This window comes from Variovorax sp. KK3, from assembly GCF_001984055.1.
GTDB lineage: Bacteria > Pseudomonadota > Gammaproteobacteria > Burkholderiales > Burkholderiaceae_C > Variovorax.
Map to the genome: position 1 here is coordinate 1 of NZ_LYVO01000037.1, position 19428 is coordinate 19428.

At 67.8% G+C, this 19428-nt stretch carries 19 protein-coding genes and 1 pseudogene; 15 read left to right on the plus strand and 5 right to left on the minus strand.

Annotated elements, in window-relative coordinates; all coding sequences use genetic code 11:
• The first annotated feature begins 178 nt into the window (after positions 1 to 178).
• From hda to B0W80_RS18345, 5 genes are all read left to right on the plus strand, one after another.
• Positions 179 to 868 carry a DnaA regulatory inactivator Hda gene (gene hda, locus B0W80_RS18325; protein ID WP_077000646.1) on the plus strand — a complete coding sequence of 230 codons (690 nt, stop codon included), beginning with the start codon at positions 179 to 181 and terminating at the stop codon, positions 866 to 868.
• Positions 869 to 896: 28 nt separating this feature from the next.
• Entirely contained in the window at positions 897 to 2471 is a 1575-nt protein-coding gene (gene pcnB, locus B0W80_RS18330) for a polynucleotide adenylyltransferase PcnB (RefSeq protein WP_077000592.1), read from the plus strand.
• On the plus strand, positions 2468 to 2932 hold the full coding sequence (gene folK / locus B0W80_RS18335) for a 2-amino-4-hydroxy-6-hydroxymethyldihydropteridine diphosphokinase (RefSeq protein WP_077000593.1): 465 nt from the start codon (positions 2468 to 2470) through the stop codon (positions 2930 to 2932). The genes pcnB and folK overlap by 4 nt, the downstream gene beginning before the upstream one ends.
• Before the next feature lie 143 nt (positions 2933 to 3075).
• A complete protein-coding gene (locus B0W80_RS18340) occupies positions 3076 to 3720 on the plus strand; it encodes a DUF47 domain-containing protein (RefSeq protein ID WP_077000594.1) in 645 nt (214 codons plus the stop codon).
• 12 nt (positions 3721 to 3732) lie between these two features.
• Complete coding sequence (locus B0W80_RS18345) at positions 3733 to 4743, plus strand: inorganic phosphate transporter (protein WP_077000595.1); 1011 nt, start codon at positions 3733 to 3735, stop codon at positions 4741 to 4743.
• Here the strand turns inward: B0W80_RS18345 and B0W80_RS18350 are convergent.
• Positions 4731 to 6230, minus strand: a complete 1500-nt coding sequence (locus B0W80_RS18350) for a TIGR01777 family oxidoreductase (RefSeq protein WP_077000596.1) — start codon at positions 6228 to 6230, stop codon at positions 4731 to 4733. The genes B0W80_RS18345 and B0W80_RS18350 overlap by 13 nt on opposite strands.
• Complete coding sequence (locus tag B0W80_RS18355) at positions 6230 to 6871, minus strand: DUF4166 domain-containing protein (protein WP_077000597.1); 642 nt, start codon at positions 6869 to 6871, stop codon at positions 6230 to 6232. The genes B0W80_RS18350 and B0W80_RS18355 overlap by 1 nt, the downstream gene beginning before the upstream one ends.
• Before the next feature lie 131 nt (positions 6872 to 7002).
• On the opposite strand from B0W80_RS18355, the gene B0W80_RS18360 reads away from it, so the two are divergent.
• Entirely contained in the window at positions 7003 to 8805 is a 1803-nt protein-coding gene (locus B0W80_RS18360) for a sensor histidine kinase (protein ID WP_077000598.1), read from the plus strand.
• Positions 8802 to 10196, plus strand: a complete 1395-nt coding sequence (locus B0W80_RS18365) for a sigma-54 dependent transcriptional regulator (protein WP_077000599.1) — start codon at positions 8802 to 8804, stop codon at positions 10194 to 10196. Before B0W80_RS18360 ends, B0W80_RS18365 begins: the two co-directional genes overlap by 4 nt.
• A gap of 41 nt (positions 10197 to 10237) precedes the next feature.
• Here the strand turns inward: B0W80_RS18365 and B0W80_RS18370 are convergent, their stop codons facing one another.
• Both B0W80_RS18370 and B0W80_RS18375 read right to left on the minus strand, forming a co-directional pair.
• Positions 10238 to 10684, minus strand: coding sequence for a hypothetical protein (locus B0W80_RS18370; protein WP_077000600.1), 447 nt, complete (start codon positions 10682 to 10684; stop codon positions 10238 to 10240).
• The gene (locus tag B0W80_RS18375; protein ID WP_077000601.1) at positions 10681 to 11202 is read right to left on the minus strand and encodes a GNAT family N-acetyltransferase; all 522 of its coding nucleotides are present in this window, start codon (positions 11200 to 11202) and stop codon (positions 10681 to 10683) included. Before B0W80_RS18375 ends, B0W80_RS18370 begins: the two co-directional genes overlap by 4 nt.
• 163 nt (positions 11203 to 11365) lie before the next feature.
• On the opposite strand from B0W80_RS18375, the gene rpsP reads away from it, so the two are divergent.
• The 7 genes from rpsP to hisC all read left to right on the plus strand — a co-directional run bounded on the left by rpsP (position 11366) and on the right by hisC (position 16507).
• A complete protein-coding gene (gene rpsP / locus B0W80_RS18380) occupies positions 11366 to 11629 on the plus strand; it encodes a 30S ribosomal protein S16 (protein ID WP_077000602.1) in 264 nt (87 codons plus the stop codon).
• A 29-nt stretch (positions 11630 to 11658) separates the two neighbouring features.
• On the plus strand, positions 11659 to 12213 hold the full coding sequence (gene rimM, locus B0W80_RS18385) for a ribosome maturation factor RimM (RefSeq protein WP_077000603.1): 555 nt from the start codon (positions 11659 to 11661) through the stop codon (positions 12211 to 12213).
• Between the two features lie 21 nt (positions 12214 to 12234).
• Positions 12235 to 12981, plus strand: a complete 747-nt coding sequence (trmD, locus tag B0W80_RS18390) for a tRNA (guanosine(37)-N1)-methyltransferase TrmD (RefSeq protein WP_077000604.1) — start codon at positions 12235 to 12237, stop codon at positions 12979 to 12981.
• Positions 12982 to 13079: 98 nt separating this feature from the next.
• Positions 13080 to 13463, plus strand: coding sequence for a 50S ribosomal protein L19 (gene rplS, locus B0W80_RS18395; RefSeq protein WP_077000605.1), 384 nt, complete (start codon positions 13080 to 13082; stop codon positions 13461 to 13463).
• Positions 13464 to 13634: 171 nt separating this feature from the next.
• The gene (locus B0W80_RS18400) at positions 13635 to 14354 is read left to right on the plus strand and encodes a CoA pyrophosphatase (protein ID WP_077000606.1); all 720 of its coding nucleotides are present in this window, start codon (positions 13635 to 13637) and stop codon (positions 14352 to 14354) included.
• Between the two features lie 67 nt (positions 14355 to 14421).
• Positions 14422 to 15423, plus strand: coding sequence for a CobD/CbiB family protein (locus B0W80_RS18405; RefSeq protein ID WP_077000607.1), 1002 nt, complete (start codon positions 14422 to 14424; stop codon positions 15421 to 15423).
• A gap of 4 nt (positions 15424 to 15427) precedes the next feature.
• On the plus strand, positions 15428 to 16507 hold the full coding sequence (gene hisC / locus B0W80_RS18410) for a histidinol-phosphate transaminase (protein WP_077000608.1): 1080 nt from the start codon (positions 15428 to 15430) through the stop codon (positions 16505 to 16507).
• A 38-nt stretch (positions 16508 to 16545) separates the two neighbouring features.
• On the opposite strand, the pseudogene B0W80_RS18415 reads toward hisC, so the two are convergent.
• A pseudogene (locus B0W80_RS18415) lies at positions 16546 to 16839 on the minus strand (SDR family NAD(P)-dependent oxidoreductase); the annotation flags it as partial.
• 351 nt (positions 16840 to 17190) lie between these two features.
• On the opposite strand from B0W80_RS18415, the gene B0W80_RS18420 reads away from it, so the two are divergent.
• Positions 17191 to 19419: a fatty acid cis/trans isomerase gene (locus B0W80_RS18420; protein ID WP_256856619.1), complete on the plus strand. Its 2229-nt coding sequence runs from the start codon at positions 17191 to 17193 to the stop codon at positions 19417 to 19419.
• Positions 19420 to 19428: the final 9 nt, after the last annotated feature.

Here is a 19428-nt window from a genome sequence, read left to right on the forward strand (position 1 = left end):
GTCGAAGGGAGGAGGACAATGACGCCGGCAACCGAAGCGGGCAGGCCGATAGAATTCCTCACGATTTTAAGGGCCACAGTTCCCCTGCCGCCGGTTCGCCATGCGGCCCTTCCATCCATTCCATGAATCCTTCTTCCGCGTCATTCGCGCCGCCCCGGCCGCTCGCCGCGGCACTGGCATGAAGCAACTCGCGCTCGACATCGGCCTGGCCTCCGGGCCGACGCTCGCCGGCTTCTTCGCCGGGCCCAACGAGCCGGCGCTGCGGCACCTGCGGCTGTGGGTGGGCGAGGGGCGCGGAAGCAACACGGTGCATTCGCCGGTGCCGACCTACCTGTGGGGCGAAAGCGGCAGCGGCAAGACGCACCTGCTCGAAGCGGTGCGCTCGGCCCTGCGCGACCAAGGGGCGAGCGTGGGCTGGCTGCATCCGGGCCTGGCCGACCCGCCCGATTTCGACGAGCGTTGGGGCGCGGTGCTGCTCGACGATGTGGACCAGTACACGGCGGTCCAGCAGCATGCCGCCTTCAACTGGTTCGTCAACGCGCAGAGCCTGCAGCGCGGCGTGGTAGCCGCCGGTGCGCTGCCGCCGGCCGACTTGCCGCTGCGCGAGGACCTGCGCACCCGGCTCGGCTGGGGCCATGTGTTCCACTTGCAGCTGCTGGGCGAGTCGGAGCGGCGGGCGGTGCTGCGGCAGGCCGCCGACGGCCGCGGCGTCATGCTGACGGACGATGTGCTCGACTACGTGCTGCATCGCTTCAGCCGCGACCTGGGCAGCCTCATGGAGCTGCTGGTCCAGCTCGACGGCTATGCCTTGCAGACCCAGCGCGCGATCACGATCCCGCTGATCCGGTCGATGCTCGAAAATGAATGAGGGCGCCCCGAGCGCCGAAGCCTTTCCAATGATCAAGAAATTCATCGACAAACTCCTGGGCATATCCGGCGGCGGCGCTGGCGGCAAGTCCCGCTTCGGCAAGCGTCAGGAGGTGCCGGCCTCGGTGCACGGCATCGACCCGGCCCTGGTGGACGAACGTGCCAGGAACGTGGTCACCACCCTCCAGCAGGCCGGCTACGAGGCCTACGTGGTCGGCGGCGCGGTACGCGACCTGCTGCTGGGGCTGCGGCCCAAGGACTTCGACGTCGCCACCAACGCCACGCCCGAGCAGGTCAAGAGCTTGTTCCGGCGCGCGTTCATCATCGGCAGGCGCTTTCGCATCGTGCATGTGGTGTACGGGCGCGGACGCGAGCACGAGGTGATCGAGGTCTCGACCTTCCGCGCCTACATGGAAAGCACCGGCGCCGAGCAGGTGGCCGGCAACGAGCGCACGAGCAAGGGCGAGCTGGCCGGCATGAAGCACGCGGTAGATGCCAGCGGCCGCGTACTGCGCGACAACGTCTGGGGGCCGCAGGAAGAAGACGCGGCGCGGCGCGACTTCACCGTCAACGCCATGTACTACGACCCGGCGAGCCAGACGGTGGTCGACTACCACAACGGCATCAAGGACGCGAAGAAGCTCACGCTTCGCATGATCGGCGACCCGGTCACGCGCTACCGCGAAGATCCGGTGCGCATCATCCGCGCCATCCGCTTCTCGGCCAAGCTGGCGGCGCTGGGCTTCTCGCTCGAGTCGAAGACGGCGGCGCCGCTGATCGAATGCAGCAAGCTGCTGGCCGACGTGCCGCAGAGCCGGTTGTTCGACGAAATGCTCAAGCTGCTGCAGACCGGCCATTCGCTGGCCACCGTGGCGCAGCTGCGCAAGCTCGGCCTGGCCACCGGCATCTATCCGCTGCTCGACGTGGTGGTCGAGCGTGCCGACCAGGCCTTCGTGACGGCGGCCCTTCAGGACACCGACCGCCGCGTCGGCGAAGGCAAGCCCGTCGCGCCCAGCTTCCTGCTGGCTTGCGTGCTGTGGGCCGATGTGCGCGATGGATGGTCGCAGCGCATCGAGGGGCGCCACGGCCAGCGTCCGCAGGCTTCGTTCCCGGCGCTGCAGGACGCGATCGACGACGTGTTCAATGCGCGAATCGGCGACGTGTCCGGCCGCGGCAAGCTGGCCGCCGACATGCGCGAGATCTGGATGATGCAGCCGCGCTTCGAGAAGCGCAGCGGCGCCACGCCTCACAGCCTGGTCGAACAGGCACGCTTCCGGGCCGGCTTCGACTTCATGCGCCTGCGCGCCGACATCGGCGAAGTGAACGAGGCCATTGCCGAATGGTGGCAGGAGTTCAGCACCTCCGACGACCTGCGCCGGCAGGACTTGCTGGAGCAGGTGCGCGACGAGCAGCACAAGAAGACGCGCCAGCGTGTCCCCGCGCGGGCGCAGGCGCCGGCACCTGCGGCCGTCCCGGCCGAGCGCGACGAAGAACAGGCGCTGCCGCCCGATGGCGAGTTTGCCGTCGCTGCACCGCGCAAGCGGCGGCGTCGACGCAAGCCGCGCAGCGGTGGCGAGGCCGGCAGCAGCATCAGCCCCGAATGACGACTGCGACGCCGGCCTACGTCGCGATCGGCGCCAACCTCGGCGACGCGCAGGCGACGGTGACGCGGGCGATCGACGATCTGGCGGCCTTGCCGCACAGCCGGCTCGTGGGCCGCTCCTCGCTGTACCGCAGCGCGCCCTTGGAGGCCCAGGGCCCCGACTTCATCAATGCGGTGGTCGAACTGCACACGGCGCTCGATCCGTTGCAACTGCTGGCCGAGCTGCAGCGGCTCGAAAACTCGGCGGGCCGCGAGAGGCCCTACCGCAACGCACCGCGCACCCTCGACCTCGATCTGCTGCTGCACGGCGACGCCGTCCTTCAACGGCCCACGCTGACCCTGCCGCACCCGCGCATGCACGAGCGCGCCTTCGTGCTGCTGCCGCTGGCCGAGATCGCGCCTGCGCGGGTTACGGCCGCGCAATTGGCGCAGGTGGCCGGCCAGCCGATCGAAAGACTCTGAGCCGGCGTTGGCGGGGCGATCTCGCGGCGATATCGCGGCGCGGCGGGATGGTCGGGCCTTGCCCATTACACTTGCCGGGTTTTTCATGATGGCGTCACGAGAAGGTGATAGCCGCAGATCGCCGCAGACCCCAGGAGAGCGCCATGTTCGGCAAGCTGTTGCCCCGCGAGGGCAATTTTTTCGAGATGTTCAATCAGCATGCCGACCGCATCGTCGAAGCCGCCCGTGCTTTCGAACAGCTGGTGGCCAACTACAACGACCTGCACCTGCGCGAGCAGTACAACCGCGACGTCGACAACGCCGAGCGTGCGGCCGACCGCGTGACGCACGACGTCAATCGCCTGATCCACAAGACCTTCATCACGCCCATCGACCGCGAGCAGATCCACAAGCTCATCAACACGATGGACGACGTGGCCGACCTGATCCAGGACTCGGCGGAAACCATGGCGCTCTACGACGTGCGCCACATGACGGACGAGATCACGCGCCTCACCGCCTTGAGCGTGAAGTGCTGCGAACGCGTGAAGGACGCGGTGAAGTTCCTCGGAAAGATCACCGATCCCGCCGTCGCAGAGGCCACGCTCAAGACCTGCGAGGAAATCGACCGCATCGAATCCGATGCCGACCGCGTGATGCGCAGCGCCATGAGCAAGCTGTTCCGCGAGGAGCCCGATGTGCGCGAGGTGATCAAGCTCAAGGCCATCTACGAGCTGCTCGAGACCATCACCGACAAGTGCGAGGACGTGGCCAACGTGATCGAGGGCATCGTCCTCGAGAATTCCTGAGCCTGGATTTGCATGGAAACGGTACAGGTCGCCCTGTGGGTGGTGGTGCTGCTGGTCGCGCTGGCCATCGCCTTCGATTTCATGAACGGCTTTCACGACGCGGCGAACTCGATCGCCACGGTCGTGTCCACCGGCGTGCTGCGGCCGGGCCAGGCAGTGGTGTTCGCTGCCTTCTTCAACCTGATCGCGATCTTCGTGTTCCACCTGAGCGTGGCCACGACGGTGGGCAAGGGCATCGTGCAGCCCGGCGTGGTCGACGTGCACGTGGTCTTCGGGGCGCTGGTGGGGGCCATCAGCTGGAACCTCGTCACCTGGTACTACGGCATTCCCAGCAGCTCGTCGCATGCACTCATCGGCGGCATCGTGGGCGCGGTGATCGCCAAGGCCGGCGTGAGCTCGCTGGTCGCGGCCGGCATCTGGAAGACGGTGGCCTTCATCTTCGTGTCGCCGCTGCTGGGCTTTTTGCTCGGCTCGACCATGATGGTGCTGGTGGCCTGGATCTTCCGGCGCTCGACGCCGTCGCGGGTGGATCGCTGGTTCCGGTCGTTGCAACTCGTTTCGGCCGGCGCCTATAGCCTGGGCCATGGCGGCAACGACGCGCAGAAGACCATCGGCATCATCTGGATGCTGCTGATCGCCACCGGCCATTGGGCCGCCAACGCCGACTCGCCGCCCACGTGGACCATCGTGAGCTGCTATGCGGCCATCGCGCTGGGCACGATGTTCGGCGGCTGGCGCATCGTCAAGACCATGGGCCAGAAGATCACCAAGCTCAAGCCGGTGGGCGGCTTCTGCGCCGAGACGGGTGGGGCGCTGACGCTGTTCCTCGCGACGGCGCTGGGCATCCCGGTGTCGACGACGCATACGATCACCGGCGCGATCGTCGGCGTGGGCTCGGCACAGCGCGCCAGCGCGGTTCGCTGGGGCGTCGCGGGCAATATCGTGTGGGCCTGGATCTTCACCATCCCGGCATCGGCGTTCGTCGCGGCCATCGCGTATTGGGTCGGGCTTCAGGTGTTCTGATGCGCGGCGCGCTGCGCGGCCTTCGGCTGCGAAGCACGCGCGAGTTGTTTCAGCGCGCCCTGGAGCGAAGGATGCGCAAATCGAAAGCCGGCTCGCAGCGCCATGATCGGTGCCACGCGCTGGCCTTGCGTGAGCAGCTCCGCCATCTCGCCGAGCAGCCGCTCCAGGATCCAGGCAGGCATGCGCAGTCTGGCTTCGTGCCCATGAATCGCGGCCATTTCTCCCGCGAACTTCGCCTGTGCCACGACCTCGGGTGCGACGCAGTTCACCGGCCCATGCAGGCCTTCGTGCGCCATTGCGAAGCGCATGAACGCGATGGCATCGTCCACATGCACCCACGGCGCCGGCTGTCGACCGTCGCCGATGCGCGCGCCCAGGCCCAGACGCGCGGCCAGATCGAGCCCTGGAAAGGCGCCGCCGCCATGGCCCAGCACGATGCCCAGGCGCACGCGGACCACGCGCACCCCAAGAGCTTCGGCGCGCTGGGCTTCGTGCTCGGCAGCCACGCACAGCGCCGACTGAAAGCGGTCCGGCTGCGGTGGTGCCGCTTCGTTCAGGTGGAGCTGCGCACCGGGCAGCCCGTAGTAGCCCACCGCCGATGCGCTGACCAGCACGCGCGGCGCTTCGTCGAGGCGGCGCATGAGCCGAAGCAGCTGTTCCATGGTCTGCGTCCGGCTGTCGATGAGCACTCTACGGCGCGCCGCCGTCCAAGGCATGCCCAGAACGGGCGCGCCCGCGAGGTGAACGACCGATTGGATGCGTGTTTCGGGCGGGATGTCGTCGAGCCGGTCGATGGCCCACACGCGGTCGCCGAACTGGCGGCGTGCCTGGCGCACGTCACGGGTCAGCACGATGACGCGCTGGGCGTCTCCGAGCAGGTTTCGCACGAGTGCGGCACCGAGAAAGCCCGTGCCGCCGGTGACGAGCACCGTGGGCGCACGGGTGCCGGCCGGTGTGCGCGAAGCACGCAAGGCCGCGCCTTCGTCGGTCGGTGCCGCACGCCATTGCATCGCGGCCCGCAGGTTGCGCAGGCTCCAGAGCATCAGCACCACGCTGCCGAAGCTGAAGCACCAGCTCCACGCTCCCTGGTACACGACGACCAGCGCACTCGGGCTGCGCAGCCATTGCAGGAACACCGGCGCGAGCAGTCCGAGCAGGGCGCCGAAGCCGACGGCGAGCACCGTGTGGAGCACACGCTCCAAGGGCGGCAACGTTCGCGTGCGGTCTTCCTCGAGGAAGTCGGCGCAGGTGATGACCACGTCCGTCACGAGCAGCCCCACGGGCAGCAGCACCCACAGCCCTCGCCATTCGAGCCAGGCCAGGCCGATGAAGAGCAGCCCGTAGATCGCTTCCCGGGCCGCATGCAGCGCGAGTTCGATGCGTGCGGACGCACGCTGCGGCAGGCGCGCGCCCATTTCGTGGTGCCAGAGGTTGTCGAAGGCCCCCAGCAGCGCCTGCACCAGCAGAACGGAAAAGACGGTGTTCATCAGCGGATCTCCTCGGGGTCATGAAACACGCCGGATTGGCGGAAAGTGGTGCCCCACCACGGATGAACCATGGACAGGACGAAGCGGAAGCGGCCGGCGCCCAGGTCGTGGTGCTCGACGCGGCAGGTGCCGGGCGTGAGTACACGCGGGATCGGCAGGCGGCGACCGGCCAGCGCGAGGAAGTAGCTGCGGCTCTCGAAGACCAGCGCGCCGTCGTGCTCGAAGACATCGAGTGCCATCGAGAGGCCGCCGTCGGTGCGCTCCACCAGGCGGCCGCGCGCGTCGGCCAGCTTGGTCGAGCGCACGACCTTGTCGTGGCCGGCGAGCGCGAGATGTCGCTCCCAGACCACGCCGCCGCGGCCGTCGCCGTGCACGCGGACCCGTGCCGGCGTGTTCCCGCGCGCGGCGGTGAGCGGGCCGCCGAGCAGCGCACTGGCCCACGCGAAGACGCGGCCGATCGGCGAGCAGTACAACGTCAGGTCACCGGCGTAAACGGCATCGTGCTGCGCATGCGAAAAGCGGCGTTGCACGGCGGCCGGCAGGCGGCGCCATCCTGCTGCGCCGACCATCGCCGGCAGGTCCAGGCCGGGCAGCGAGTCGGGCGCGGTGTCGGAGACGAGGGGGTGGGAAAGGAGCTTCATGCCTATCCTTTCGCAGCCTGCGTGCCACGCGCCAAGTGCTTGATTCAGAACGACTTTTCTTCGGGCTTGTTGCCACGGTTGACAGGTCGCGAGGGTGCTCTGTCAACCTCGTTTACAGTCCGTCCCCAGCAATGGCGCTGCACATCGTTCTCGCCCTGTCACTCGTGGAGACGCTGGTCCTGGCCGGCGTGCTGCTGCATTGGGCCAAGGCCGTGCCGGGAGCACGGCTGCTGACCGTGTTCCTGCTCGGCGTGGCCGCATGGATCGTGAGCAACGAGTTGCCGAACTGGCTGGGCCCGACCGCCATTCCCTGCGCCCTGCGCCTGGGTGCCACCATTCCGCTGACGTCGGCGGCCTTCCTCCATTTCTGCGTGCGCTTCTGCGGCCTCGAACCACGCGTGGGGCGCGCGGTGCAGTTGGCCTACGGCGCGGCGATCGCGGTGATGCTGCTGACCTGGATCGTGCTGCCGGGCGAGTTCATCCATTTCCCGCCCTTCACCGGCGTCGAATGGGTGGTGGTGCCGAACTGGGCCGGCTGGACGGCATCGATGGTCTGGGCGCTGCTGGCCGCGGCCGGCGTGGCCATCCTGCTTCATCGCCTCTGGCGCACCGACGACGCGCGAGAGCGCCGGCAGCTCGCCGCGGTCGCGGTGTCCTGCGGCTGGGGCCTGGTCTGCGCCTCCGGCTACGGCTTCGCCGCGCTGGGCATTCCCTGGTATCCGTGGCAGGTGCTGGCGATGCCGGCCTACCCGGTCATCCTGGTCTACGGCATCCTGCGCTACCAGGTCTTCGTCGCCAATGCCTGGGCGCGGCGCGCGCTGGCCTGGACGCTGCTCGTCGGGCTGGGCCTGTTGAGCGTGCCGCTGACCTTGTTGTTGCCGCTCGATTCGCGCTGGTTGAGCGGCACCGCCGTGGCGGTGGTGTGCCTGGCCCTCAACGGGCCGGTGCGGCGCTTCGCGGAGCGCATCGTCTATCCGGGCGGCACCGCGAGCGCGGCGGATCTTCAGGGCTGGCGTGACGCGCTGGCGAAGACCGTGACGTGGAGCGCGCTCGAGGCGGAAGCCGCCGAATTGCTGTCGAAGCGCGTCGGGCTGCGCATCGACGTGCGAGTGGCTACCGATGGCGATCCGGTGTCTGCCATGCCGATGCTGGTCTGCCGCGAATCGTCATCGGGATGGGCGACCGAATTGCGCGGCTGGGACTCGGCACCGCCCGGATCGCGCCGTCTCGCAGAACTCTTTGCAGAGGTGCTTACCGAGACCGCGGGGCGCCTTCAGCAGGCGGCGCTGGCCGAGCAGCGCGAGCGCGAGCGGCAACTGCAGGCGCGGCTGGCCGAACTCGGGGCGCTGGCCGCGAGCGTGGCGCACGATCTGCGTAATCCGCTCAACATCATCGCGATGGCCGTGGCCACCACGCCGCCCGACGTGCGGCGCGAGGTCGGCGACCAGGTCGGGCGCATCTCGCACCTGGCCGAGGATCTGCTCGACTACGCCAAGCCCTGGCAAGTGCGGCCGGTGACGGTGGATGCAGCGCTGCAGGTCCGCGAGGCGGCCCGTCGCGCGCCCGAGGTCGAGATCGGCAGCGGGCTCGCGCATGCGTTGCCATTGCAGGCCGACCCGCTGCGTTTCGCCCAAGCCATCGGCAATCTGCTCTCCAACGCGCGTGCTGCGCCCGGCGTGCGCCGCGTGCTGGTGGACGCCGAGCGCGACGGCGCGCAGGTGCATCTGCACGTGTGCGACGACGGCGCAGGCGTGCCCGCCGACCTGCGCGAGCGGCTCTTCGAACCCTTCGCGTCCCGCAGCCCGGCCGGCACCGGCCTGGGCCTGGCCATCGTGGCGCGCATCATGGCCGCGCATGGCGGCTCGGTGCGGCTCAACGAAAGGCCGCCGTGGAACACATGCTTCACCCTCAGCTTTCCGGCGGCGACTCCATGACACTTTCTTCGGCCCGCGGACACGTGCTCCTGGTGGACGACGAACCGGCCTATCAACGGCTGGGCAGTTCGTTCCTGGTGAACCTCGGCCATCGCGTCAGCGTGGCCGGCGACGCCGACGAGGCGCTCGCCGCCTTCGACGCCGACCGCCCGCACGTCGTGCTGCTCGATTTGGCGATGCCGCCCAGCATGGACCCGCAGGCGGGCCTGGCGCTGATCCCCCGGCTCGCGCCTTCGGTGGTCGTCGTGCTGTCCGGCCATGGCGACCGCGAGCTCAACCTCAAGGCGGTCGAACTCGGTGCCTGGGATTTCCTCACCAAACCCATCGACCCCGACATGCTCGGCTTCGTGGTTGCGCGCGCGTTGCACAAGGCGCGACTCGATGCCGAGCTCAAGTCGCTGCGTGCGCGCGATGTCGACCAGGACCTGGGCCTGTTCGGGCAGGCGCCGGCGATGCAGAACCTGCGCGCCATGATCCGCCGCGTGGGGCCCACGCACGTGAGCGTGATCGTGCTGGGCCCGACCGGCACCGGCAAGGAGCTGGCCGCTCGCGCGCTCCACCAGTGCAGCACGCGTGCCGATGGCCCCTTTGCGACCATCAACTGCGGCGCCCTGTCGACCGAACTACTCGAGAGCGAACTCTTCGGCCATCTGAAGGGCAGCTTCACGGGTGCGTACCGCGACCAGCCCGGCTTGGTCGAGACGGCACACGGCGGCACCCTCTTCCTCGACGAAGTGGGCGAGATGCCCGCGCCGATGCAGGTGAAGCTGCTGCGCTTTCTGCAGGAGGGCAGCTTCATCCCGGTGGGTGGCCGCACGCAGAAGCATGCAGACGTGCGCGTGGTGGCGGCCACGCACCGCGACCTCGAGCAGATGGTGCGTGAGGGCAGCTTCCGCGAAGACCTGTACTACCGCCTCAAGGGCGTGGTGCTGCGCACGCCTGCGCTCGGCGAGCGCCCCGGCGATGTGCCGCTGCTCGCCACCCGCTTCCTGCAGCGCGTGGCGCCCAAGGCGGCGCTCGGCCCCGATGCGCTCGCCTGGCTGCGCACGCAAGCCTGGCCCGGCAACGTTCGGCAACTGCGCGCGGTCGTCGAGGCGGCTGGCGCGCTCATCTTGCCTGGCAGCACGCAGGTGGGCGCCGACCTGCTGCGCCTTGCGAGCGGCGACCCGCAAGGCTTCGCCGAGGCCGAGGGCAAGCCGGTGGCCGGCATCGAAGGGCTGGGCTTTCTCGATGCGGCCATTGCCGAACTGGAGATACGTCTGGTCTCGGAAGCGCTCGTGGCAAGCGGCGGCAACCAGTCCGAAGCCGCGCGTCAACTCGGCATTTCGCGCGTCGGGTTGATCAAGAAACTCGGGCGGCTGGGGTTGAAAGGCGATGGGCACCGGCCATAGCGCCGGTCTGATCGTCGCGAGGCCGGCCCGCGCTGACCCGCCTACTGCGAGATCTTCCGGCCCTCGGCGATCTGATGTTCGAAGAAGCGCTGGAAGCTGAAGGCGATGCTCGCCATCAGGATCGTGCTGCCGAAGAACAGGGACAGCACCACCGCACCGATGGTGAGCCAGTTGCTGCGCCCGGCAGGAGCGTCGGCTGCGGCGGATGCGTTGTAGCGCGCGTTCCATTTTTCCGGCGTCATGAGGCCGTAGACGATCGCGGTGAGGGCGCTGCCGGCGATGGTGAAGCCGAGCAGCGGCAGAAGCAGCCAGCTCCAGGCATCGTCCACGCCGTAGGCACGCACGCGCTCGATTCCGTAGAGGCCCAGGGCCGTCGGAATAGGAAGCAGCCAGCCCAGCATGCTGCCGAAGCCGCGCAAGTAGAAGCAATGCAGGCCCAGCGGCCCGCCGAGAAAGGCGAGCCAAGCCGCGGTGGTCTTGTTTTTCATTCGGGATTCGTGGTGCCGCCGGGGCCCAGCACCTTGTCCATCAGCACCACGTCGCGCCACTGCCCGAATTTCCACCCGCAGTTCTTGAGCAGGCCCACGTGCTCGAAGCCTTGGGCGCGGTGCACGCCGATCGACCCTGCGTTGGCCGAATCGCCGATCACTGCGATCAGCTTGCGCACGCCCGCGGCTTCGGCCGCTTCGGCCAAGGCCGCCAGCAGCAAGGCGCCGACGCCTTGGCCTCGGGCGGCCTCGGCCAGGTAGATCGAGTCCTCGGCCGAGAAGCGGTAGGCCGGGCGTGGCTTGAACCAGTTGCAATAGGCGAAGCCGAGCAGTTCGCCATCGCGTTCGGCGACGAGATAGGGCAGCTTCTTCGCAAGCACGTCCGCGCGTCTCGCGGCCATGTCTGATGCTGTGGGAGGCTCGGTTTCGAAGGTGCCGGTGCCGTGCAGCACGTGGTGCGCATAGATCGACGTGATGGCGGCGACGTCCTCGTCGCGGCTGGGGCGGATGGCGGTCATCGGAAGGCCCGGCAGAGGCCGGGGAGTGTGGTGCAGGTCGCTCGGGCTATAATCGCGGGCTTTTCAGCGTGCGCTGGCCGGGTGGCCATGTCGCGTGTCTCGACGCTGAAAAAACTCCGGGGCGAACTTTTCAATGCGTTCGTCACCACCCGAAGGATAAATCATGGTCGTCATTCGACTCTCCCGCGGCGGCTCCAAAGGTCGTCCGTTCTTCAACATCGTCGTGTCGGACAAGCGCGTTCGCCGCGATGGCCGTTTCATCGAGCGCCTGGGTTTCTACAACCCCACCGCGAAAGAAAACGAAGAAAGCATCCGCATCGCGCAGGATCGCCTGGCCTACTGGAAGGGCGTCGGCGCACAGGCCTCTCCCACGGTGACCCGCCTGATCAAGCAAGCCGCTGCCGCTGCACCGAAGGCAGCCGCCTAAGCTGCTGCCGTCTGCGCCTTCATCCGGCGATGTTGCCCACGCTCGAAGCCGCCGAACTGCCGGCGGATGCCATCGAGGTGGCGCGCATCGCCGATGCATGGGGCATCAAGGGCTGGTTCAAGGTCCTGCCCCATAGCGCCCAACCCGAGGCGCTTTTTTCTTCCAAACGCTGGTTTCTGCAGGCGCCCGGCGCCCAGGCCCGAAGCGCGTTCCGGCTTCCGATTCGCGAAGCCAAGGAACATTCCGACTGCATCGTCGCGTCTTCCGAAGATGTGCCCGACCGCAATGCGGCCGAAGCCCTTCGCGGCGCACGCGTGTTCGTGCCTCGCTCGAGTTTTCCCACGGCCGGCGACGACGAGTACTACTGGGTCGACCTGATCGGCCTGGCGGTGACGAACCGCGAGGGCGTGGTGCTCGGCACGGTGCGCGAACTGCTGGCCAACGGTCCGCAGACCACGCTGGTGCTGGATGCGCTGGAAAACGGCAAGCCTGTCGAGCGCATGATCCCTTTCGTTTCGGCCTTCGTCGACGCCGTGGACCTGACAGGCCGCGCGATCACCGTCGACTGGCAGCCCGACTACTGAGCCGCTGCGGCCCCGGCGCCCATGCGCTTCGACGTCATTACCCTGTTCCCCGAACTCTTCGCCCCGTTTCTGGCAAGCGGCGTGACGCGCCGCGCATTCGAGACGGGACAGGTCGAGGTCGTGCTGTGGAACCCACGCGACTTCGCCGAGGGCAACTACCGGCGCGTGGATGACCGGCCCTTCGGCGGCGGGCCCGGCATGGTCATGATGGCCGAGCCGCTGTCGGCCTGCCTGGATGCGGCGCTTGCCGCCCGTGGTGGCGCGGCGCCGGTGGTGCTGTTCTCGCCGGCCGGCGAGTCCTTGCGCCATGCGGCCGTCGAAGGCTGGGCCGCAGGCGAGGGCGCGGTGCTGGTGTGCGGCCGCTACGAGGGCATCGACCAGCGCTTCATCGAGACGCGGGTCACGCATCAGATCAGCCTGGGCGACTTCGTGCTCTCGGGCGGCGAGATCCCCGCGATGGCTTTGCTCGACGCCGTGGCGCGTCTGCAGCCTGGCGTGCTCGGCGACCAAGCCAGCCACATCGAAGACAGTTTCAACCCCGCGCTGGACGGCCTGCTGGATTGCCCGCACTACACCCGGCCCGAGCAGTGGCGTGGGCAGGGCGTGCCGGACGTGCTGATGTCGGGCCACCATGCGCAGATCGAGCGCTGGCGCCGCGAGCAGCGTCTTCTTGCCACGCAGCAAAGTCGGCCCGAACTGGTCGATGCAGCGCGTGCATCGGGTCGGCTCACCCCGGCCGATGAGAACGCGCTGCGGAAAAAGCTATAATCCGCGGTTCCCCGATCCTCTGCCGGCCGCGTCAGCGCCAACCAACGGTTGCAAGACGCCCCTTGTGTAGCGCGTGCACGATCGAACCCAGGAAAGCCATGAACCTCATCCAGACCCTCGAGCAGGAAGAAATCGCCCGGCTCGGCAAGAAGATTCCCGATTTCATGCCCGGTGACACGGTCATCGTCAGCGTGAATGTCGTCGAAGGCAGCCGCAAGCGCGTGCAAGCCTACGAAGGCGTGGTGATCGCCAAGCGCAACCGCGGCCTCAACAGCGGCTTCACGGTGCGCAAGATCTCCAGCGGCGAAGGCGTCGAACGGACCTTCCAGACCTACAGCCCGCTGATCGCCGGCATCGAGGTCAAGCGCCGCGGCGACGTGCGCCGTGCCAAGCTGTACTACCTGCGCGAGCGCAGCGGCCGTTCGGCACGCATCAAGGAAAAGCTGCCCGGCAAGGCTCCGACGGCAGCCGCCGCCAAGTAAGCGCGTTCCCGCCCTTGCAAGCAAAAGCCGCCACTCCTGGCGGCTTTTTGCATTGATGCCTTCAGCAACTTGGGGCGACCGTGATTTTTGTTGTGGCGTTGCCTGTCCTGCGCGACGCCGTTTTGCGTTTTACTCGGTAGATCCTTTTTGACGACCCTTCCATCCACTGCCATGAGCGCCGCCCCCGTCGATGAGACAGTCAACGCCGTGATGCCCTCGGTGCCGTTGTCCTTCGACCCGCGCCAGGTGCCGGTGGTCGGGGTCGACAGCGCATTGCCCGCGATTCCGGTCGGCCATTTCGACGCGCAGGCCCTCCGCGCGCGGTTTGCCGAACCGCCCGAGTGGACCCCCGAACTGCGCCGCGAGCCGCGTTTGACCGACCGGGCGCCGGCCCAGGCCGCGGTGCTGGTGCCGATCGTGATGCGCGATGTGCCGACCGTGCTCTTGACCGAGCGCACAGCCAACCTGTCGACGCATTCGGGCCAGGTGGCTTTTCCGGGCGGTCGGGTCGACCCCGAAGACGCGAACATTTCAGCGGCTGCCCTGCGCGAGGCCTGGGAAGAGGTTGGCCTGTCGGCCGAATACATCGAGGTGCTCGGCAGCCTGCCGACCTACACCACCGTCACGTCGTTCATCGTGACGCCGGTGGTCGGTCTCGTGAATCCCGACTTCGCGCTCAATATCAATCCGTACGAGGTCGCCGAGGCCTTCGAAGTGCCGCTTGCCTTTCTCATGGACCCGGCCAACCACCGCCGGCATGCGATGTTCGACGACCAGCGAGGGTCGCGCGAGTGGTTCTCCATGCCGTACCACGACGGGCCGCACGAACGCTTTGTGTGGGGTGCCACGGCAGGAATGCTGCGCAACCTGTACCGCTTTCTCGCGGCCTGAACCCAGCGCTGGCGATGCGGAGGATGCAGGTGGCAGCGACGCAAATGCCACTCGCTATCATCGACGCATGAGTTTTTTCGCGATCCTGTGCGCCTTGCTGATCGAGCAGGTGCGGCCGCTCGCTTATCACAACCCGGTATACGGCGGCGTGCTGGCATGGACGCGCTGGACGAGCCGCAACTTCGACGCGGGCAAGCCGCACCATGGCTGGGTGGCATGGGCACTGGCGGTGCTGGTGCCCACCGTGCTGGCGCTCGGCGTGCACTGGGTGCTCGTGCTCACGCTCGGCCTGCCTTTCGCCGTGCTCTGGAGCGTGGCAGTGCTCTACGTCACGCTGGGATTCAGGCAGTTCAGCCATCATTTCACGGGCATCCGCGATGCCCTCGACGTCGGCGACGAGGCACTGGCGCGATCTCTGCTGGCTCACTGGCAGCGCGTGGACGCGGCCGACTTGCCTCGCAGCGAGATCGTGCGCCATGTCATCGAGCACTCGGTGATCGCCGCGCACCGGCACGTATTCGGCGTGCTGGCCTGGTTCTCCGTCCTCGCGGCCTTCGGACTGGGGCCGGCCGGCGCGGTGTTCTATCGCATGAGCGAGTTCGTTTCGCGCTACTGGGCGCACAAGAACAATGCCGCGGTTCAGCCCTCCAGCGTGTGGGTGCAGCAGGCGGCCGACCAGGCCTGGGCGCTCATCGACTGGCTGCCGGCCCGGATCACGGCGATCGGCTTCGCGGTGGTCGGGAGCTTCGAAGAGGCGATCGATTGCTGGCGCAACGACGCCCGGCGCTTCCCGAACGAGAACGATGGCGTGATCCTGGCCGCGACCTCCGGAGCGGTCAACGTGAGGCTGGGTGGCGGTACGCTGAGTCCGGTGCCGCTGACCGATCCGCTGTCGCGCGCGCAGGCCGGCGAACCGCTCACCGCAGCGCGAGGGCCCGACAGCGGCAGCACGCCCGGGCGCGAACCCGAACCGGCGCACCTGCGCAGCGTGGTGGGCCTCGTGTGGCGTTCGGTCGTGATGTGGATGGTGCTGCTCGCGCTGCTGACCCTGGCACGCCTGCTGGGCTAGCCGCTTGGCCACCACACCGAGCTTCTGGAGCCCTCGCATCGCGGGGCTGCAGCCGTATGTGCCGGGCGAACAGCCGCGCATCGCGAACCTGGTCAAGCTGAACACCAACGAGAACCCGTTTCCGCCTTCGCCGAAGGCCATCGCTGCCATCACGCACGCGGCATCGCAGGGGCTCGAGCGCTACCCCGACCCGGAGTCGGTCGCGTTGCGCGCGGCGATCGCTGCCCGGCATGGGCTGCGCATCGAACAGGTGTTCGCGGGCAATGGGTCCGACGAGGTGCTGGCGCATGCCTTCTTCGCCTTCTTCCAGCAGGCCGAGCCGCTGCTGATTCCCGACACCACCTACAGCTTCTACCGCGTCTATGCGCAGCTCTATGGCATCGCCTGCGAGTTGCAACCGGTGGACGACGGCCTGCGCATCGACGCGGAAGCGCTGTCGCAGCGTGCCCGACGCGGTTGCGCCGGCATCGTGATCGCGAACCCGAACGCGCCCACCGGCATCGGCCTGCCGCTCGCCGACATCGAGCGTTTGCTGGCCGCCTGCCCTGAGCGCGTGGTGCTGGTGGACGAGGCCTATGTCGACTTCGGCGGCGAAAGCGCGATGCCGCTGATCGATCGGCATCCCAACCTGCTGGTCGTCCACACGCTGTCGAAGTCGCGCTCGCTCGCCGGGCTGCGAGTCGGTTTCGCCTGCGGCCAGGCATCGCTTGTCGATGCGCTGCAGCGCGTCAAGAACAGCTTCAACTCGTATCCGATCGACCGTTTGGCGAGTGCAGGGGCCATCGCCGCCATCGAGGACCAGGAATGGTTCGACAAGACGCGCCGCGATGTCGTCGACATCCGCGAAGGCCTCACGCTGCAGCTCGAGGACATGGGATTCGAGGTGCTGCCCTCGCAGGCGAACTTCCTGTTCGTGCGCCACCCTTCGCACGACGCGTCGACGTTGGTGGCTGCCCTGCGCGAGCGTGCGGTGCTGGTGCGCCATTTCAGGCAGCCGCGCATCGACCAGCATCTGCGCATCAGCATCGGCACGCGTGCCCAGTGCAGCGCGCTGATCGATGCCTTGGCACAGATCCTGGGCTGATCCACGGGCGCGGTTCGCGGGCCCGCTGCTTGCCGCGCTCACATCGGCGGCTGTCCATTCGATGCCGTCAGACCCCCATCGACCGGCAGCGCGACACCGGACACGAAGCTTGCGTCCTCGCTCGCCAGGAATGCGATCACTGCAGCAATCCCGGAAGGATCAGCACCGCGGCGCAGCGGAATGCGTTCGCGGAACTTGGCCATCAATTCCTCGTCCTGCTGCATCTCGTCGGTCATCGGCGTCAGCGTGAAGCTCGGGCATACAGCGTTGATCCGAACGCCTTGCTTGCCGGTATCGAGGGCGACGGCGCGCGTAAGATTTAGGATCGCGCCCTGCTGCGACATTGGATCAACGCCACAAAAGAGAACCAAGAAAACTTCATGAAAGAACGTCCCTGAGCCTCTGGTCATCGTGTCGAGGCGCCTGTGGAAGTCCTCAGTCCGCGGCCATAGGATGTGTCCGCACAACCGAACACATCGCGCGCTTCAACTCAGCTGTTAGCCTCGCGGTTCCGCTGCGAGCCTGTCCTCATCGGCTGCAGGCGGCTATTTCGAAGGGCCTGTATGCGCGCAGTGGCGGTACTGTTCATCGTTCTATTGTTGGCGGCCTGTGCGGCTGTCATCGGGGGGGCGGGCTTCGAGGCTCGCTTCGGTCCAGCGGACCCGACACGCTTCGACCGGCCCATGCTCGATGCCGCTGCACCGTCCTACGACGCCGTCATCCAACCCATCCTGAATCGCCGCTGCGTGGTGTGCCATGCGTGCAACGACGCGCCTTGCCAGTTGAAAACCACCAGCTGGGAAGGCATCGCGCGTGGCGCCAGCAAGATGCCGGTCTACGATGCGACGCGCCTCGTTCCGGCTGCGCCGAGCCGCTTGGGCGTGGATGCGGACAGCGCGTCCGATTGGCGGGGCCGCGGCTTCTTTTCGGTGCTCAACGAGCGCGCGCCCACCTTGGAGGCCAACCAGGACGCCGGCCTGATGCACCGCCTCCTCATGCTCAAGCGCGCACATCCGCTGCCGGCACGCGAGGTGGTCGGTGGTGGGTTGGACTTCTCGATCGCGCGTCCCGCCACGTGTCCCGCAGATGGCGAGATCGGGCGCTACGAGCGCGACATGCCCCTGGCAGGCATGCCCTTCGGTTTGCCGGGCTTGAGCCCCGACGAGCACGGCGCCCTGACGCGCTGGATCGGGGCGGGTGCGCCGGGCAGCCGTGCACAGCCCCTGCCGCCCGTGACGGCGCAACGGGTGCTTCAGTGGGAGGCCTTTCTCAACGGCGACTCGGCCAAGGAGCGCCTGTTCAGCCGATACGCCTACGAGCACCTCTTTCTCGCCCATCTCTACTTCGACGACGACCAGAGCCGCCGGTATTTCAAGCTGGTGCGTTCCGCCACACCGCCCGGCAAGGCCGTCGTCCCGATCCGCAGCCGCCGGCCGGTCGACGATCCCGGTGTCGCCCGTGTGTACTACCGCCTGGTTCCCGAGCAGGAGACCGTGGTCGCAAAGACGCACATGCCCTACGAGCTCGGCGCCAGTCGAATGGCGCGATGGCGATCCCTGTTCCTCGAGGCGCCCTATGCTGTCGACAGGCTGCCCGGCTACGACGAATCGACCGCAGCCAACCCGTTCGCGACCTTTGCCGCGATCCCGGTGGGTGCGCGCTATCGCTTCATGCTCGACGAGGCGGAATACACCATCATGGGCTTCATCAAAGGCCCGGTGTGCCGCGGCCAGATGGCGCTCGATGTCATCCGCGACCGGTTCTGGGTGAGCTTCCTGGCGCCCTCGGCCGAGTACGACGCGGCGTTGTCCGACCTGCTGGCCCGGGATGCCAACTTCTTGCGCCTGCCCACCGGCAGCAGCGACACCGGAGTTCTGATTCCCTGGCTGCACTACGCCCGCCTCGAGAACGACTACCTGCAGGCGCGCACCGCGTTCTATGCCAAGGCGCTCGGCAACAGCACGAACCTCGACCTGCGCCTGATCTGGGATGGCGATGGACAGAACACGAATGCAGCGCTCACCGTGTTCCGCCATTACGACAGCGCGAGCGTCGTCAAAGGCTTCGTCGGCGGCCCACCGCCCGAGACCGCGTGGGTGATCGGGTATCCGCTGCTCGAGCGGCTTCACTACCTGCTGGTGGCCAACTTCGATGTCTACGGCAACATCGGCCATCAATTGAACTCGCGCCTGTACATGGACTTCCTGCGCATGGAAGGCGAGTTCAACTTCATCTCCTTGCTGCCGCAGAGCCGCAGGAACGAGGTGCGCGACCGTTGGTATCGCGGCGACAGCCTCGCCACGCGCGAGCAGGTGTATGGTGGTTCGGCAACCACGCTGCAGGTCGAGAGCGGTGTCGGCTTCCGGACCGCCGATGTCCGGCACGAACTGATGGCGCAGATCGGCCAGCGCATGTCGCCCGTGCTGGACCGGCGCTTCGACCTGGACCGCAGCGATGCACGGTGGGCCTCGGACCTGCAGCGACTGGCCTCGTTGCGCGGCACGGCACTGCAATGGCTGCCCGAATCGGTGGTGCTGGTCGTCGGCACGGACGACCAACGACCGGCCACGTTCAACCTGTTGCGCAACACCGCGCATGGCAGCGTCTCGCACCTTCTCGGTGAACGCCGTGAGCTTCGCCCCGAAGAAGACACGCTGACCGTGGTGCCCGGGCTGATCGGGAGCTATCCCAATGCATTCTTCCGCGTGCCGGCGCGGGAGTTGCCCGAGCTGACCCGCGCCATCGGCAGCCTGGGTTCCGAGGCGGACTACACGCGACTCGTCGAGCGATGGGGCGTGCGTCGCGCCGATCCGGCGTTCTGGGCGGTGAGCGATGCGGTGCACGAACGCTACACGCGAGACCAGCCGCTGCAAGCCGGCATCCTCGACTACAACCGGCTGGAAAATCGCTAGCGCCGCCGA